The sequence below is a fragment of the Mitsuaria sp. GD03876 genome, assembly GCF_029840635.1.
Taxonomy (GTDB): Bacteria; Pseudomonadota; Gammaproteobacteria; order Burkholderiales; family Burkholderiaceae_C; genus Roseateles.
The window spans coordinates 40,470-56,373 of sequence record NZ_JAOCCU010000025.1 but is presented as its reverse complement, the minus strand read 5'-3'; the positions used below and the strand labels follow the sequence as shown (position 1 = coordinate 56,373).

Below are 15,904 nucleotides of genomic sequence, written 5' to 3'. Positions count from 1 at the left end.
CCAGACCCAGGTCCCCACTCCTTCCCCTTTGCGGCCCTCCGGCCGTGGAGAGGCCGACCAATGAACACGTCATCCACCCCCGCCCCTCAAGCCGGCGCGGCGCCCATTCATCAGCCCGGCATGGGACCGGGTGCCGTCGCCCAGGCCCTGGCCTCGCTGCTGTGGATCCCGCAGGCCGCGCTGGGCGCGTTCGCGGTGCAGCGGCTCGCCGACGGCGGCGGCCTGCGCGCGGTGCTGATGCCGGCGCTCGGCCTCGTCATCGCCGGCGTGCTGCGCGCCTGGCTGGACAGCTGGGGCGCGCAACGCGTCTTCGCGCGTGCCCGGGACTTCCTGTCCACGCTGCGCGCCGACACGGCCGAGACCTTCGCCCGCCGTTCGCCGCTGGATCGCGACCGCCCCGCCTCGGGCCTGGCCGCCAGCCTGATCGCCGAACAGGCCGAAGCGCTCGTCCCCTGGCTCGCGCGGCATCGCAGCGCGCGCTGGCGGGTGATGCTGGTGCCGCCGCTGATCGCCGTCGCGGTCGCCGGCCTGTCGTGGACCGCGGCGCTGATCCTGGTGGTGGCGATGCCGCTGATCCCGGTGTTCATGGCGCTGATCGGCTGGCGCGCGCAGGCGGCGAGCGAGGCCCATCTGGTCGAGCTCGGCCAGATGAACGCGTTCCTGCTCGACCGGCTGCGCGGGTTGTCGACGATCCGGTCGCTCGATGCCGTCGACGCCACCGCGCGTCGGCTGCGCGGCTCGGCCGAGTCGCTGCGCGAGCGCGCGATGCGCGTGCTGCGCATCGCCTTCCTGTCGTCGGCGGCGCTGGAACTGTTCTCGGCGCTGGCGGTCGCGCTGGTGGCGGTCTACATCGGCTTTCACCTGCTGGGTCCCTTGAGCGGCACCGGCGCCTGGGGCGGCCGGCTGAGCCTGGGGGAAGGCCTGTTCATCCTGATGCTGGCGCCGGCGTTCTTCGAGCCGATGCGCGAGCTCGCCGCGGTGTGGCACGACAAGGCGGCCGGGGAAGCGGCGCTCACGCTGCTGGCGCGGTATCGCGAGACCGGGATGCCGCTGGTCGGCACGTTGACTGCGCCTGACATCGCCAGGACCGCGCGCGCCGCCCACCCCGCCGGCACGGCGAGCGCCTCGACGGGGCCCGACACCGAGGACCTCCCCACCGCGCGACCGGGCGGCACCGGCATCCTCGTGCGGGACCTGGCCTTCGCGCATGGCCACGAGGCGCCGGTGTTCGACGGCTTCTCGCTGCATGTCCGCGCTGGCGAGCATGTCGCGCTGGTCGGCCCCAGCGGCGCCGGCAAGTCGACGCTGCTGGCGCTGATCGCGGGCCTGCTGCCCGCCTCCGCCGGCGAGATCCGGTTCGACGGCGTCCGACTCGACGACGCGCAGGCCGACGCGCTGCGCCAGAGCATTGCCTGGATCGGACAGCGGCCGCACGTCTTCGCCGGACCGGTGCATCGCAACGTCGGCCTGGACCGTCCCGGCGTGCGCCGCGCCGACATCGTCGAGGCCCTCGCGATCGCGGCGCTCGACGGCGTGGCCAACGCGTTGCCGGAAGGCACGCTCGGCGAGCAAGGCGGCGGCCTGTCCGGCGGCGAGCAGGTGCGGCTGGCGCTGGCCCGCGCGGCCGCGCATCCCGGCGCGACGCTGCTGCTGGTGGACGAACCGACCGCGCACCTCGATCCGGCCACCGCCGCCTCGGTCATCGACGCGCTGCTGCGGCTCGCGCGGGGTCGCACGCTGATCGTCGCCACCCACGACCCCGCACTGATCGCCCGCCTGGACCGGTCGATCGCGCTGCTGCCGGTGGCTGCTTCGCACACCTCAGCGCCATCGGACCACTCGGAGACGGAGCCCGTCTCGTGGCCCGACCCATCGCCCGCCCCATCGCCCGCCCCATCGCTCGCCCCATCGCTCGCCCAAGCGATCGCCTCTGCGCCCGGCGACCCGTCCGCCAACCGCCTCGCCGCCTTGTCCGCCCCGGACGCTCCCCGGCGCGAAGGGAGCCCCGCATGACCCGCCGCGACACCGGATCGACGACGATCGCGCGCCTGTTCCTCGCCACCGCCGGGCGCCGCCTGCTGCTGGGCGCGCTGCTCGCGGTGTTGACGGTGCTGGCCGGCATCGCGCTGCTGGGCCTGTCGGGCTGGTTCATCACCGCGGCCGGCCTGGCCGGGCTGACCGCCGGCGCGCTCGCGTTCAATGTCTTCGCGCCGAGCGCCGGCGTGCGCCTGCTCGCGCTCGCGCGCACCGCCGGCCGCTACGGCGAACGCGTGATCACGCACGACGCGACGCTGGCCGCGCTGGCCGCGTTGCGCGAGCGGCTGTTCCGAGGCTGGGCCCGTCCCGGCGCCGCGCGGCGGCTGCTGCGCCGTCCGGCGCGGCTGCTGTTCCGGCTGACCGCCGACATCGACGCGCTCGAATCCCTCTACCTGCGCGTGGGCGTGCCGGTCGCCGCGGCGGCGGGCGCCGCGCTGCTCGCGGGCGTGGTGCTCGGCGCGCTCGATGCAGCGCTGGGCCTCGCGATCGCCGTGTGGCTGATGCTCGTCGGCCTGGGCGTGACGCGCCGCGTCGCGCGACGCGCCCGGCCCCTGGCGCTGCGCCGCGCCGCCGCGCTCGAACGGCTGCGCGAGCAGGCCGTGGACCTGGTCGCCGGCCAGACCGACCTCGCGATGGCCGGCCGGCTGCGCGCCCAGTGCGACGCGCTGCGCGCCACGGACGCCCGCCTGGCCCGCGCGGACCGCGCGCTGCAGCGGCTCGAGGCGCGCGCCGGCGCGACCTTCTCGATCGCCGGCAGCCTGACGCTGGCCGCGGTGCTGCTGGCCGCCGGCGCGCTGGTGGAGCGCGGCCGCATCGACGCGCCCGCCGCGGCGCTCGCGCTGCTGGTGGCGCTGGCCGCGATGGAGCCCTTCGCCGCGCTGCGCCGCGGCGCGATCGAAGCGGGCCGCGGCGCCCTCGCCGCGCGCCGCCTGGCGCCGGTCCTGCGCGAGGCGCCCGAGCCCGCGCCGGTGCTACCCGCCGAAGCCGACGATGCCGTCGCGCTGACCGGCGTGCGCGCCGCGCATGACGGCGCGAGCGGCTACGCGCTGCAGGCGCTCGACCTGCGCCTGCACCGAGGCGAGCGTGTCGCCGTCATCGGCCCGAGCGGCTCGGGCAAGTCGACGCTGCTGTCGCTGATCGCGGGCGAGCTCGCCCCGCTCGCCGGCACGGTGCGCGCGCCGGCAGCCTCGTGGCTGACGCAGCGCGTCGAGCTGTTCCAGGACAGCCTGGCGGACAACCTGCGCCTGGCCGACCCCGCCGCCCCCGACGACCGGCTGCGCGCGGTCCTGCGCGCCGCGGGCCTCCAGGCCGAGGTCGATCGGCTGGCCCGCGGACTGGACACCCCACTGGGCGAAGGCGGCCTGGGTTTGTCGGGCGGCCAGGCGCGGCGACTCGCGCTGGCCCGCTTGCTGCTGCGCCCGACCCGGCTGTGGCTGCTCGACGAACCGACCGAATCGCTCGACGCCGACACCGCGCGCGACGTGCTGGCCCGCCTGGCCGCACAGGCCGGCGACCGCACGCTGCTGATCGCCACCCATTTGCGCCGCGAGGCCGCGCTCGCCGACCGACTACTGGTGCTCTCGCACGGGCGCCTGGTCGCCGACCTGCGCCGCGGCACGCCCGACTTCGACCGCGCGCTGCACGCGCTGCGCGGCGACCGTCCCTTCATTTCCGTCGCAGGCACCGCCTGATCTTCCCCACATCAACCACAACATCCTCAGGAGGAACCCACCATGGAGCTCGACGTCGTCGGTCTCTCGCGACTGCAGTTCGCGATGACCGCCCTGTACCACTTCCTGTTCGTGCCGCTCACGCTCGGCCTGTCCATCATCCTGGCCATCATGGAGACGGTCTACGTGATGACGGGCCGGCCCATCTGGAAACAGATGACTAAGTTCTGGGGCGTGCTGTTCGGCATCAATTTCGCGCTGGGCGTGTCCACCGGCATCGTGATGGAGTTCCAGTTCGGCATGAACTGGAGCTACTACAGCCACTATGTCGGCGACATCTTCGGCGCGCCGCTGGCGATCGAGGGCCTGATGGCCTTCTTCCTGGAGGCGACCTTCGTCGGCATGTTCTTCTTCGGCTGGGAACGGATGTCGCGCCGCGCGCACTGCATCGTGACCTGGCTGACGGCGCTGGGCACCAACTTCTCGGCGCTGTGGATCCTGATCGCCAACGGCTGGATGCAGAACCCGGTCGGCGCGAAGCTCAATCCGCAGACGATGCGCATGGAGGTCACCAACTTCGCCGAGGTGCTGTTCAACCCGGTCGCGCAGGCCAAGTTCGTGCACACCGTGTCGGCGGGCTACGTGGTGGCGGCGCTGTTCGTGCTGGGCGTGTCGGCGTGGTACCTGCTCAAGGGCCGGCACGTCGACCTGGCCAGGCGTTCGATGACGGCGGCCGCGTCCTTCGGCCTGGCCTCGGCGCTGTCGGTGGTCGTGCTCGGCGACGAGAGCGGCTACCTGTCCTCCGAGCACCAGAAGATGAAGCTCGCCGCGATCGAGGCGATGTGGCACACCGAACCCGCGCCCGCGGCCTTCACCGCCTTCGGCCTGCCCGACCAGGACGCGCGCGAGACCCACTACGCGATCCAGATCCCGTGGGTGATGGGCCTGATCGGCACGCGCTCGCTGACCGAGCAGATCCCCGGCATCCTGGACCTGGTGAAGCTGGCCGAGCGCCGCATCCGCGAGGGCCAGCAGGCCTACGACACGCTGGAGAAGATCCGCGCGCTGCCGCCGGGCACCGCCGTGCCCGCCGAGCTGTCCACGGCCTTCGACGCGCAGAGCCCGTCGCTGGGCTACGCGCTGCTGCTCAAGCGCTACGTCGACGACCCGCGCCAAGCCACCGACGCGCAGGTCCAGAAGGCCGCGTGGGACACGGTGCCGCAGGTCGCGCCGCTGTACTGGTCGTTCCGGATCATGGTCGGCCTGGGCATGTTCTTCATCCTGCTGACCGGCGTGTTCTTCGTGCTGTCGGCGCGCCGGACGCTGGACAAGCACCGCTGGCTGCTGAAGGTCGCGGTGTGGTCGATCCCGCTGCCGTGGATCGCCGCGGAATGCGGCTGGATCGTGGCCGAGCTCGGTCGCCAGCCCTGGGCCGTCGAAGGCGTGCTGCCGACGGCGGTGGCGGTGTCGCACCTGGGCATCGAGACGGTGCTGTTCACGCTGCTGGGCTTCGTGGCGATCTACACCGTGCTGATCGTGGTGGAGATGAAGCTGATGCTCGCGGCGATCCGCAAGGGCCCGCAGGACGAGCCCGCGCCGTCCGCCACGCCGGACGTGCCGCTGGTGGGCAAGGTCCGCGCGGCCTGAAGAACGCATGAACAAGGCATGAGGAGAAACACATGATCCTTCACACCCTGCTGGACTACGACGTGCTGCGCGTCATCTGGTGGCTGCTGCTCGGCGTGCTGCTGATCGGCTTCGCCGTCACCGACGGCTTCGACCTGGGCGTGGGCACGCTGCTGCCCTTCGTCGCGCGCGAGGACGTCGAGCGCCGCGTCGTCATCAACACCATCGGCCCGATCTGGGAAGGCAACCAGGTCTGGCTGGTGCTGGGCGGCGGCGCGATCTTCGCGGCCTGGCCCCACATCTACGCGATGTCGTTCTCGGGCTTCTACCTGGCGATGTTCGCGGCGCTGTTCGCGCTGATCCTGCGGCCGGTCGGCTTCAAGTACCGCAGCAAGAAGGACAGCCCGGCCTGGCGCTCGACCTGGGACTGGTGCCTGTTCATCGGCGGTTTCGTGCCGTCGCTGATCTTCGGCGTCGCCATCGGCAACGTGCTGCAGGGCGTGCCCTACCACTTCACGCCCGACATGCGCATGATCTACGAGGGCTCGTTCCTCGCGCTGCTGAACCCGTTCGCGATCCTGTGCGGCCTGGTGTCGGTGGCGATGCTGGTGATGCACGGCGGCGCCTGGCTGACGACCCGCACCGAAGGCGCCGTCGCCGAGCGCGCGCGCGGCTTCGCGAGCGCGGCCGCGCTGGCGACGATCGTGCTGTATGCCCTGGCCGGCGTGCTGCTGTGGCAGCTCGTCGGCGGTTACGCGTGGACCAGCCCGCATGCGGGCAACGGGCCGTCGAATCCGCTGATGAAGACGGTGCAGGCCGGCATCGCCGGCGGCTGGCTCAGCAACTACGCCAACCACCCGTGGACGATCGCGGCGCCGGTGCTCGGCTTCGCCGGCGCGCTACTGGCCTTGCTGGGCTTGCGCGCGCGCTGGGGCGGCCCGACGGTGATCGTCAGCGGGCTGTCGATCGCCGGGATCATCCTGAGCGTGGGCGCGTCGATGTTCCCGTTCATCGTGCCGTCGTCGACCCACCTGCCCTCGGCGCTGACGGTCTGGGACGCGTCGTCCAGCCACCTGACCCTGTTCATCATGCTGGTGTGCGCCGTGATCTTCGTGCCGATCATCCTGGCCTACACGGCCTGGGTGTACAGCGTCATCTGGGGCAAGGTCCGGCCGCGCGACATCACGCACGGCGACCACGCCTATTGACCGATTTGCCGACGACTTCGAAGGGAACGGCATTTCCCGTTCCCGTTCAACGACTTGAAAGGAACACCTCATGTGGTACTTCGCCTGGCTCCTGGGCCTGCCGCTGGCGGCGGGCTTCGCCGTGCTGAACGCGATGTGGTTCGAGCTGATGGACGACGAGGCGCAACGCGCACGCGTACGCCAGGGCGGCGACGACTGACCGCCTGCCGAGCACGTCCGGCACGAATGCGCAAACGGGGGTGTGGAATCCCCTGAATCGGCGGTCGGACACCGCCAGCCGCGATTGCGGCGGGCCCGGGGACAGGTCTAGTATCGATCGCTCCCCCCCGGCACTTCGAGGCCCGCAGGCCTCGCGTCGGGAGCCCGCCGCGACGCGGCACCGTCAGCAGGAGCACCCCATGCTTGAACTGATCGGCGCGATTCTCGTGGGCGCGTTCGCGCTCACCTTCGGGGTCCTGTGCATCGGCCCCATGATGCTCAAGTCCGACGACCTGTGACCCGGTGACGGGCATCCGGCTTGCCACACCGGCAAGCCATGAAGGTCACCGTCCTCACCGTCAATCTGCACAAGGGCTTCGGCTTCTTCAATCGCCGCTTCATCCTGCACGAGTTGCGTGAAGCGGTCCGGGCCGTATCGGCGGACATCGTCTTCCTGCAGGAAGTGCTCGGCGAACACGAGTTGCACGCGGCCCGCATCCCCACCTGGCCGCAGGCGCCCCACTACGAGTTCCTGGCGGACAGCCTCTGGAGCGACTTCGCGTACGGCCGCAACGCGGTCTATCCGCAGGGGCATCACGGCAACGCGTTGCTGTCGAAGTTCGCGATCGCGCATCACACCAACCACGACGTCTCGATGGAGGGCCCGGAGCGCCGCGGCCTGCTGCACAGCGTGCTCCAGCTCGCGGACGGCCGCCAGTTGCATGCGATCTGCGTGCACCTGGGCCTGCGCGAATCGCATCGCCAGCGCCAGGTCGAGCGCCTGTGCCAGCTGATCGACAGCCTGCCGCCGGAGGACCCGGTGATCGTCGCCGGCGACTTCAACGACTGGCGCCAGCGCGCGCACCGGATGCTGAGCCGTTGCGCGGGGCTGGGCGAGGTCTTCGTGAAGGCCTACGGCGCGGCGGCGCGGACCTTCCCGTCGCGTTTCCCGCTGCTGGCGCTGGACCGCATCTACGTGCGCGGCGCGTCGGTGCAGCATCCGATCGTGCTGCCGCGCCGGCCCTGGTCGCACCTGTCGGACCATGCGCCGCTGGCGGCGGAGATCCGGCTGTGAAGCGACCTCACTGGACCGCGGGCAACCGCATCGAGCTGCTGGAGAACGGCGAGGAGTTCTTCCCCGCCGTCTTCGACGCGATCGAGTCCGCGCGGCACGAGGTGCTGGTCGAGACCTTCATCCTCTTCGAGGACAAGATCGGCATGGCGCTACGCGAGGTGCTGATCGCCGCGGCGCGGCGCGGCGTGCGCGTCGACATGACGGTGGACGGCTTCGGCTCGCCGACGCTGTCGGCGGATTTCGTGAGCGGGCTCACCGACGCGGGCGTGCGGCTGCATGTCTTCGATCCGCCGCCCAAGCTGTCGCGGCGGCTGCGGCCGTTCCGACGGCTGCATCGCAAGATCGTCGTCGTCGACGGCGGGACGGGCTTCATCGGCGGGATCAACTTCTCGGCCGACCACCTGATCGACTTCGGCCCCGAGGCCAAGCAGGACTACGCGGTGCGCGTGCGCGGCCCGGTGGTCGCGCAGCTGCGGCGCACGGCGCGCGAGATCCTCGCCACCGCGACGGTGGACGCGGCGCCGGCGAAGACGCCGATCGCCGCGGCGACCTCGCACCGCCGCTGGTGGGCGGGACGCGGAACCGCGGCGGCGCCGGACGCCGCCGGCGTCAACGACACGCCCTCGCCCGCCGGACATGCGAAGGCGGTGGTCGTCACGCGCGACAACCATCGGCACCGCGACGACATCGAACGCATGTACCGCCTGGCGCTGCATGCGGCGCGGCATGAGGTGATCATCGCCAACGCCTATTTCTTCCCCGGCTTCCTGCTGCTGCGCAGCCTGCAGCGTGCGGCGCGGCGCGGCGTCACGGTGCGGCTGATCCTGCAGGGCCAGCCCGACATCGCCTGGGCGCGCTGGGCGGCGCGCATGGTCTACGGCCAGTTGATGCGCGCGGGCGTGCAGATCCACGAGTACTGCGAGCGCCCGATGCACGGCAAGGTGGCGCTGGTGGACGACGCCTGGGCGACGGTGGGATCGAGCAACCTCGATCCGCTGAGCCTGTCGCTGAACCTGGAGGCCAACCTGATCGTCGAGGACCGCGCCTTCAACCGCGCGATGCGCGAGAAGCTCCAGCCGCTGATGCGCGACCGCTGCCGGCAGCTGACGCTCGAGGAGACGGCCGCGCAGCGCTGGTGGTGGCGGCTGGGCGTGGGGGCCTTGGTCTTCCACGTGCTGCGTCACTTCCCGCGCTGGCTGGCACGGCTGCCGCGCCAGGCGCAGCCGCTGATGCCGGCGGCGCAGACGCCGGTGGTGGTCAGCGCGCCGCCGACGGCGCCCGCGGAGGCCTGGCAATGGCACGCCGACAAGCGCTTGAGCAAGGAAACCGCGGAGTGAGCGCCGCGCGCGACGGCGACGCCGCCCGCCGGGACGGCCGCCGCCGCTGGGGCCGCTGGCTGAGCGGCGTCTTCGCGGTCGCGGTGGTCGCGCTGCTGGCCTGGGCCGCGCACAAGGTCGATTGGGACGAGGTCGGCGCGGCCTTGCGGCAACTGCCCGTGGGCGTGCTGGCGGGCGGCGCGGCGCTGTGCCTGCTCAGCCACCTGATCTACAGCGGCTACGACCTGATCGGCAAGCGCTGGACGCATCACGCGGTGCCGACGCGGCGGGTGATGCTGATCACCTTCGTCAGCTACGCGTTCAACCTGAACCTGGGCTCGCTGGTCGGGGGCATCGCGATGCGGCTGCGGCTGTACGCGCGCGAGGGCCTGAAGCATCCGGTGCCGGCGCAGGTGCTCGCGCTGAGCATGGCGTCGAACTGGCTCGGCTACGGGCTGCTGGCGGGCGGGCTGTTCCTGTTCGGATGGCTGGCGCCGCCGGCCGACTGGAAGATCGGCGGCGCGGCGCTGCGCGGACTCGGCGGGCTGATGTGGGTGCTGGTGGCGGCCTACCTGGCGCTGTGCGCGTTCTCGACGCGGCGCGAGTTCACGCTGCGCGGCCACGACTTCTTCGTGCCGAGCCTGCGCATCGCGCTGATGCAGTTGGTCATCTCGGCGGCCAACTGGCTGACGATGGGCGCGGTGCTGTGGGTGCTGCTGCAACGCGGCACGGACTACGGCCACACGCTGGCCGTGCTGCTGGTGGCGGCGGTGGCCGGCGTGGTGACGCATGTGCCGGCGGGGCTGGGCGTGCTGGAAGGCGTGTTCGTCGCCTTCCTCGGCCCGGTGCTGGGCCACGGCCAGGTGCTGGCCGCGCTGATCGCGTACCGCGCGCTGTACTACCTCGCGCCGCTCAGCGTCGCGGCGGTGGCGTACTTCATGCTGGAAGCGAAGGCGCGGCGCTGAGGCCGCGCGGGGTCATTCCAGACCGGGCGTCACCAGCATGATGTAGCTGGGTCCGGGCGCGGCGCCGTAGGCCGGCAGCTGATGGCAAGCGGGCGCCTCCGGGTACTGCACGGTGACGGTCAGGCCGGCGGCCACGGCGGCCTTCGCGGTGGCGAGCCAGCTCTTGCAGATCGACGGCGTGACGCCGTTCCAGGCGACCTCGGAGTTGCAGATCTGGGTCCAGTCGTTGCGGTAGGACGTGTAGAGGTGGACGGTGCCGTCCTTGTCCTGGAGCACGCGTTGGGCCTTGCCGGTGCACCACTGGGGCGCGGCCGACGCGGCCTGGACGACGACGAGCAGCGCCAGCGCGGCGCAGCGGAGGAAGGGACGATGCAAGGGCATGGGATCGGTTCCGGTTGAGGTGAGCGGGACGCGCCTGCGTCCCCGGCCCCGGAACGGCCATGCGGCACGCCGCGCCCTCGTAGGTGCGCGACGCGCGGCGGTGGATCCTCCCTGGGTGCCGGTGACTCCGGCTCGTTGTTATCGGCGTCGCCTGTCGACGCGCCGTCGCGACGATACGTCAAGTCGGAAGGCGCGGGCCATCCGAATCCCGTGACAGCCGCGTTCGGGCATCCCCCTTGCTCACGCACCCGCTGAGCATCTCCCGATGCCGCTCCACTCCGACAAGGACGCCGCCATGCGCCATTCCCTTCCCATCGCCGCGCTGAGCGCGTTGCTGCTCGCGCTGCCCCTGGCCCGTGCCGCCGACGACACCGGCAAGGGCACCGGCAACGAGCAGCCCAGCAAGTTCAAGACCGCCATCGCCAAGGGCATGGGCCAGATCCGGCTGGACGGCGACATGCTCGCGCTGCTGAAGGCGCACGAGGGTCTGAAGCCCAAGGCGATCGAGAAGATCGACGTGCCGGCCGCGCGCGCCAACCCGACCATCGCCGACGCCGTCAACGCGCTGCTGCGCCAGAACAACCGGAGCACCGATCCGGCACAACTCGTCCCCGGCGTCACCAGCGTCGACGGCACCGCGCAAGGCGCCGCCGGCGTGCTGCCCGCGCGCTTCTTCACGCCGGACGGCCCGGGGCCCTTCCCCGTCGTCGTCTACTTCCACGGCGGCGGCTGGGTGATCGCCGACAAGCAGGTCTACGACGCCAGCGCCCGCGCCCTGGCCAAGCAGGCGCAGGCCGTCGTCGTCTCCGTCGACTACCGCCGCGCGCCCGAAGCCAAGTTCCCCGCCGCCTGGGACGACGCGCTCGCCGCCTACCGCTGGACCATCGCGAACGCCGCGCGCTTCAAGGGCGACGCCAGCCGCGTCGCGCTGGCCGGCGAAAGCGCCGGCGGCAACCTCGCGCTGGCCACCGCGATCGCGGCGCGCGACGCCGGGCTGCAGAAGCCCGCCCACGTGCTCGCGATCTACCCGGTCACGCAGTCCAGCCTGAACACCGAGTCCTACCTCGAGAACGCCGTCGCGCAGCCGCTCAACCGCGCGATGGTCGAGTGGTTCATCGACAAGCTCCTCGACAACAAGGACCAGCTCAAGGACTGGCGGCTGAACCTGATCGACGCCAGGCTCGCCGGGCTGCCGCCGGTCACGCTGATCAGCGCGCGCGTCGACCCGCTGCGCTCCGACAGCGCCAAGATGGAGGACGCCTTGAAGAAGGCCGATGTCCTCGTCGAGCGCCGCGACTACGAGGGCGTCACCCACGAGTTCTTCGGCACGGCCGCCGTCGTCGAGAAGGCGCGCAACGCGCAAGCCTTCGCCGGCGAACGGCTGCGCAAGGCCTTCGGCGGTTGAGAGCCCCCCAGCCCCTCCCCGTCGAAGGCCCGCGCAACACTCGGTACGGGCGGCTACACCGCCCAGCGCAACATCGGCGCGGGCACCGGCACCTGCCAGTGCCCCGCCCCGTCGCGCGTCTCCAGCGCCTCCCGCTCGGGCGCGCTCAGCACGCGGTCGAGCAAGCGCTGCTCCAGCGCCGCGAACGCCGCGTCGCGTCGGCGCGGGCGCGGCAGATCCACCCGCAGGTCCAGCGCCAGGCGTCCGTCCTCGATCAGCAGCACGCGGTCGGCCAGCGCCACCGCCTCCGCCACGTCGTGCGTCACCAGCAGCGCGGTGAAGCGATGCCGCGCCCACAGCGTCTCGATCAGCCGCTGCATGTCGATGCGCGTCAGCGCGTCCAGCGCGCCCAGCGGCTCGTCCAGCAGCAACAGCCGCGGCGCATGCACCAGCGCCCGCGCCAGCGCGACCCGCTGCCGCTGGCCGCCGGACAGCCGCGCCGGCCATTCGTTGGCGCGATCGGCCAGGCCGACCTGCGCCAGCGCCTCGCGCGCCCGCTCCCGGCCCTCGGGACCCGACAGGCCGAGCGCGACGTTGTCCAGCACTCGCGCCCACGGCAGCAGCCGCGCGTCCTGGAACATGAAGCGCGTGTCCGCCGCGTCGCCGGCGTCGAGCACGCCGGCACTCGGCCGGTCCAGCCCCGCCAGCAGGCGCAGCAAGGTGCTCTTGCCGCAGCCGCTGCGTCCGATGACGGCGACGAACTCGCCGGGCGCGACCCGCAGGTCGATGTCGCGCAGGACCTGGCGGTCGCCGAAGGCCTTGCCCAGGCCCGACAACGTCACCCCGCTGCCGTCGAGTGCAGCCCCGGCGCCGGCGGTCGAGCCGCTCGCGGCATCGCGGCGGATCGCGGGGCCGCGGGCCGTCCTCGCCTCGGCCCGCGTCGAAGCCGACCCGCGCGCCCGTCCGCGTTCCTGGTCCCCGCCATGCGGCGACACCGCCGGCTGGGAGTCCTGCCAGTCGGTCAGGATGTCGATCTCGGTCACGCTCATCATGTCTGGTACCCCGGATGCCAGCGCAGCCAGGCGCGCTCCAGCGCCTGGGCCGCGACGTCGGCGAGCTTGCCCAGCAGCGCGTAGATCAGGATGCCGACCAGCACCACGTCGGTCTGCAGGAACTCGCGCGCGTTCATCGTCATGTAGCCGATGCCGCTCTGCGCCGAGATGGTCTCGGCCACGATCAGCAGCACCCACATCAGCCCCAGCGAGAAGCGCAGCCCGACCAGGATCGAGGCCGTCGCGCCGGGCAGGATCACCTGCCGGTACAGCGACCAGCCGCTCAGCCCGTAGGAGCGCGCCATCTCGATCAGGTCGCGGTCCACGCCGCGGATGCCGTGGAACGTGTTCAGGTAGACCGGGAAGAACACCCCCAGCGCCACCAGGAACAGCTTGGCCGTCTCGTCGATGCCGAACCACAGGATCACCAGCGGGATCAGCGCCAGCGGCGGAATGTTGCGCAGCATCTGCAGCGTCGTGTCCAACGCCGTCTCCGCCCAACGTTGCGAGCCGGTCAGCAGCCCCAGCAACAGGCCCAGCCCGCCGCCGATCGCGAAGCCGATGAAGGCGCGCCCGGTGCTCACCGCCAGGTGGCGCCAGAGCTCGCCCGACAGCGCGAGCTCCCACGCCGCCTTCGCCACCGCCGACGGCGCCGGCAGCACCCGCGTCGACAGCCAGCCGGCCTGCGCGCTCAGCTGCCACAGCGCGAGCACGGCCACCGGCACCAGCCACGGCACGAACCCCTGCCACAGGGTGTCGCGCGCGGCGCGCTTGATCGCGGCGGCGCCCATCTCAGCTCGCCGCGGCCAGCTTGGCCGGCCCCGGCACGTAGTTGTTGGCGACGATCTCGCCGAACGGTCCCGTCAGCTTCGGCGCGGCGAGTTTCTCCCGCAGGTCCAGCGGCAGCAGCGGGAACACCAGCTCGGCGAAGCGGTAGGCCTCCTCCAGGTGCGGATAGCCGCTGAGCACGAAGTACTCCAGCCCCAGCGCCGCGTACTCCTGGATCCGATCGGCGACCTGCCGCGGGTTGCCGACCAGCGCGGTCCCCGCGCCGCCGCGCACCAGGCCGACACCGGCCCACAGGTTGGGCGAGATCTCCAGGCCCGCGCGGATGTCGTTCCGGTCGAAGCGGCCCTGGTGGAGCTCGGCCATGCGGCGCTGCCCCACCGAGTCCATCGACGCGAACTTCGCCTGCGCCGCGGCGATGACGTCCTCGTCGAGGTGCTTGACCAGGTCGCCGGCGGCGGCCCAGGCCTCGTCCTCGGTCTCGCGGACGATGACATGCAGGCGGATCCCGTACTCGAGCTTCCGGCCCTTGGCTTCGGCCCGCACGCGCACCTCGTCGAGCTTCTCGGCGACGGCCGCGGGCGGCTCGCCCCAGGTCAGGTAGGTGTCGACCTGCTCGGCCGCCAGCTCGATCGCCGGTCCGGACGAACCGCCGAAGAACACCGGCGGATACGGCCGGCTGACCGGCGGGTACAGCAGCTTGCCGCCCTTGACGCGCAGCTGCTCGCCGTCGAAGTCGATGGCCTCACCGTCATGGCTGGCGCGCAGCACGTCGCGCCAAACGCTCAGGAACTCGGTGGACAGCGCGTAGCGCTCCTCGTGCGGCAGGAACAGGCCGTCGCCGGCGAGCTCGTCCGGATCGCCGCCGGTCACCAGGTTCACCAACAGCCGACCGCCGGAGAGCCGGTCCAGCGTCGCCGCCATGCGCGCCGACTGCACCGGCTGCACCAGCCCCGGCCGCAGCGCGACCAGGAACTTCAGGCGGCGCGTCGCCTCGATCAGGCTGGCCGCGACGATCCAGCTGTCCTCGCAGCTGCGCCCGGTGGGCAGCAGCACGCCTTCGTAGCCAAGGCTGTCGGCCGCGATCGCGACCTGGCGGTAGTAGTCGAAGTCCGCGACCCGCGCGCCCTTGGAGGTGCCGAGGTAACGCGAGTCGCCGTGCGTGGGGATGAACCAGAGGATCTTCATCGCGAGTCCCTCACTTCGCGGCGGTGCGGACCGACTTCGGCAGCGCGTCGGCGATGCGGATCGGCTTGGGGATCAGCTTCAGCGCGTGGAAGGCATCGGCGATCTTCTGCTGCTCGGCGGCGATGGCCGGCGTGATCGGCTGGATGCCGTAGGCGAAGCGCGCGGCGGCGAGCTCGGTCGTCGCGACGTCCAGCCCGATCTGCGGCGCCAGCAGCGTCGCCACGGCCTGCGTGTTGCTCTCGGACCAGCGGTCCAGCTTCGCCAGTTCGTCGACGATCGCCTGCACGACCTGCGGGTGCTTCTCCGCGTAGCCGCGCGCGGCCAGGTAGAACTGGTGGTTGGCGACGACGCCCTTGCCGTCGGCCACGACGCGCGCGCCAAGCTGGCGTTCCGCGGCGGCCAGGAACGGATCCCAGATCACCCAGGCGTCGACCGCGCCGCGCTCGAAGGCGGCGCGCGCATCGGCCGGCGGCAGGTAGACGACGTTGATGTCGCCGTACTTCAGGCCCTGCTTCTCCAGCAGCTTGACCAGCAGGTAGTGGACGTTGGAGCCCTTGTTCAGCGCGATCTTCTTGCCCTTCAGGTCGGCCAGCGACTTGATCGGCGAATCCTTGGGCACGACCAACGCCTCGGCGGCGGGCGCGGGCGGCTGGTTGGCGACGTAGACGAGGTCGGCGCCGGCAGCCTGGGCAAAGATCGGCGGGGCCTCGCCGACGGTGCCGAAGTCGATCGAGCCGACGTTCAGGCCTTCGAGCAGCTGCGGGCCGGCGGGGAACTCGGTCCACTTGACGGCGATGCCCAGCGGCGCGAGGCGCTTCTCCAGGTCGCCCTTGGCCTTCAGCACGGTCAGCGTGCCGTACTTCTGGAAGCCGATGCGGAGTTCGGTGGGATTCGCGGGCGACTGGGCCCGGGCGGCGCCGGCGGCCAGGCCCAGCGAGGCGGTCAAGGCGGCGGCCAGCGTGGCCAGGCGCGCGAGCGCCCCGCGGCGATCGAGGAAGTGCGTCATGGTGGGATCTCG

The 15,904-nt window shown here is 72.1% G+C and carries 14 protein-coding genes; 9 read left to right on the top strand and 5 right to left on the bottom strand.

The genetic code is table 11. From position 1 onward, the window contains the following. The first annotated feature begins 60 nt into the window (after nt 1-60). The 8 genes from cydD (at nt 61) to N5D62_RS16640 (ending at nt 10,095) form a co-directional block, all read left to right on the top strand. Nucleotides 61-2,013 carry a thiol reductant ABC exporter subunit CydD gene (cydD, locus tag N5D62_RS16675; RefSeq protein WP_347881818.1) on the top strand — a complete coding sequence of 651 codons (1,953 nt, stop codon included), beginning with the start codon at nt 61-63 and terminating at the stop codon, nt 2,011-2,013. Then, complete coding sequence (gene cydC / locus N5D62_RS16670) at nt 2,010-3,728, top strand: thiol reductant ABC exporter subunit CydC (RefSeq protein WP_279758980.1); 1,719 nt, start codon at nt 2,010-2,012, stop codon at nt 3,726-3,728. Before cydD ends, cydC begins: the two co-directional genes overlap by 4 nt. Nucleotides 3,729-3,770: 42 nt before the next feature. After that, nucleotides 3,771-5,354, top strand: coding sequence for a cytochrome ubiquinol oxidase subunit I (locus N5D62_RS16665; protein ID WP_279758979.1), 1,584 nt, complete (start codon nt 3,771-3,773; stop codon nt 5,352-5,354). Nucleotides 5,355-5,386: 32 nt separating this feature from the next. Then, a complete protein-coding gene (gene cydB, locus N5D62_RS16660) occupies nt 5,387-6,541 on the top strand; it encodes a cytochrome d ubiquinol oxidase subunit II (protein ID WP_279758978.1) in 1,155 nt (384 codons plus the stop codon). A gap of 70 nt (nt 6,542-6,611) precedes the next feature. After that, nucleotides 6,612-6,740 carry a cytochrome bd-I oxidase subunit CydX gene (gene cydX, locus N5D62_RS16655; RefSeq protein ID WP_279758977.1) on the top strand — a complete coding sequence of 43 codons (129 nt, stop codon included), beginning with the start codon at nt 6,612-6,614 and terminating at the stop codon, nt 6,738-6,740. A 336-nt stretch (nt 6,741-7,076) separates the two neighbouring features. Next, complete coding sequence (locus tag N5D62_RS16650) at nt 7,077-7,814, top strand: endonuclease/exonuclease/phosphatase family protein (RefSeq protein WP_279758975.1); 738 nt, start codon at nt 7,077-7,079, stop codon at nt 7,812-7,814. After that, nucleotides 7,811-9,151: a cardiolipin synthase ClsB gene (gene clsB / locus N5D62_RS16645; protein ID WP_279758974.1), complete on the top strand. Its 1,341-nt coding sequence runs from the start codon at nt 7,811-7,813 to the stop codon at nt 9,149-9,151. Before N5D62_RS16650 ends, clsB begins: the two co-directional genes overlap by 4 nt. Further along, nucleotides 9,148-10,095, top strand: a complete 948-nt coding sequence (locus N5D62_RS16640) for a lysylphosphatidylglycerol synthase domain-containing protein (RefSeq protein WP_279758973.1) — start codon at nt 9,148-9,150, stop codon at nt 10,093-10,095. The genes clsB and N5D62_RS16640 overlap by 4 nt, the downstream gene beginning before the upstream one ends. Nucleotides 10,096-10,107: 12 nt before the next feature. Here the strand turns inward: N5D62_RS16640 and N5D62_RS16635 are convergent, their stop codons facing one another. Further along, complete coding sequence (locus tag N5D62_RS16635) at nt 10,108-10,476, bottom strand: hypothetical protein (protein ID WP_279758972.1); 369 nt, start codon at nt 10,474-10,476, stop codon at nt 10,108-10,110. A 295-nt stretch (nt 10,477-10,771) separates the two neighbouring features. Here N5D62_RS16635 and N5D62_RS16630 point away from each other — a divergent pair, with 295 nt between their 5' ends. Next, nucleotides 10,772-11,881 (top strand): alpha/beta hydrolase, encoded by a 1,110-nt coding sequence (locus tag N5D62_RS16630; RefSeq protein WP_279758971.1) that lies wholly within the window; start codon nt 10,772-10,774, stop codon nt 11,879-11,881. Nucleotides 11,882-11,934: 53 nt separating this feature from the next. Here the strand turns inward: N5D62_RS16630 and N5D62_RS16625 are convergent, their stop codons facing one another. Genes N5D62_RS16625 through N5D62_RS16610 form a run of 4 tightly spaced genes read right to left on the bottom strand, consistent with a single transcriptional unit; the run spans nt 11,935 to nt 15,892 of the window. Further along, nucleotides 11,935-12,909 carry an ATP-binding cassette domain-containing protein gene (locus N5D62_RS16625; protein ID WP_279758970.1) on the bottom strand — a complete coding sequence of 325 codons (975 nt, stop codon included), beginning with the start codon at nt 12,907-12,909 and terminating at the stop codon, nt 11,935-11,937. After that, on the bottom strand, nt 12,909-13,703 hold the full coding sequence (gene ssuC, locus N5D62_RS16620; protein ID WP_279758969.1) for an aliphatic sulfonate ABC transporter permease SsuC: 795 nt from the start codon (nt 13,701-13,703) through the stop codon (nt 12,909-12,911). Before ssuC ends, N5D62_RS16625 begins: the two co-directional genes overlap by 1 nt. A gap of 1 nt (nt 13,704) precedes the next feature. After that, on the bottom strand, nt 13,705-14,886 hold the full coding sequence (gene ssuD, locus N5D62_RS16615; protein ID WP_279758968.1) for an FMNH2-dependent alkanesulfonate monooxygenase: 1,182 nt from the start codon (nt 14,884-14,886) through the stop codon (nt 13,705-13,707). Nucleotides 14,887-14,896: 10 nt separating this feature from the next. Beyond that, complete coding sequence (locus N5D62_RS16610; protein ID WP_279758967.1) at nt 14,897-15,892, bottom strand: sulfonate ABC transporter substrate-binding protein; 996 nt, start codon at nt 15,890-15,892, stop codon at nt 14,897-14,899. Nucleotides 15,893-15,904 lie beyond the last annotated feature (12 nt).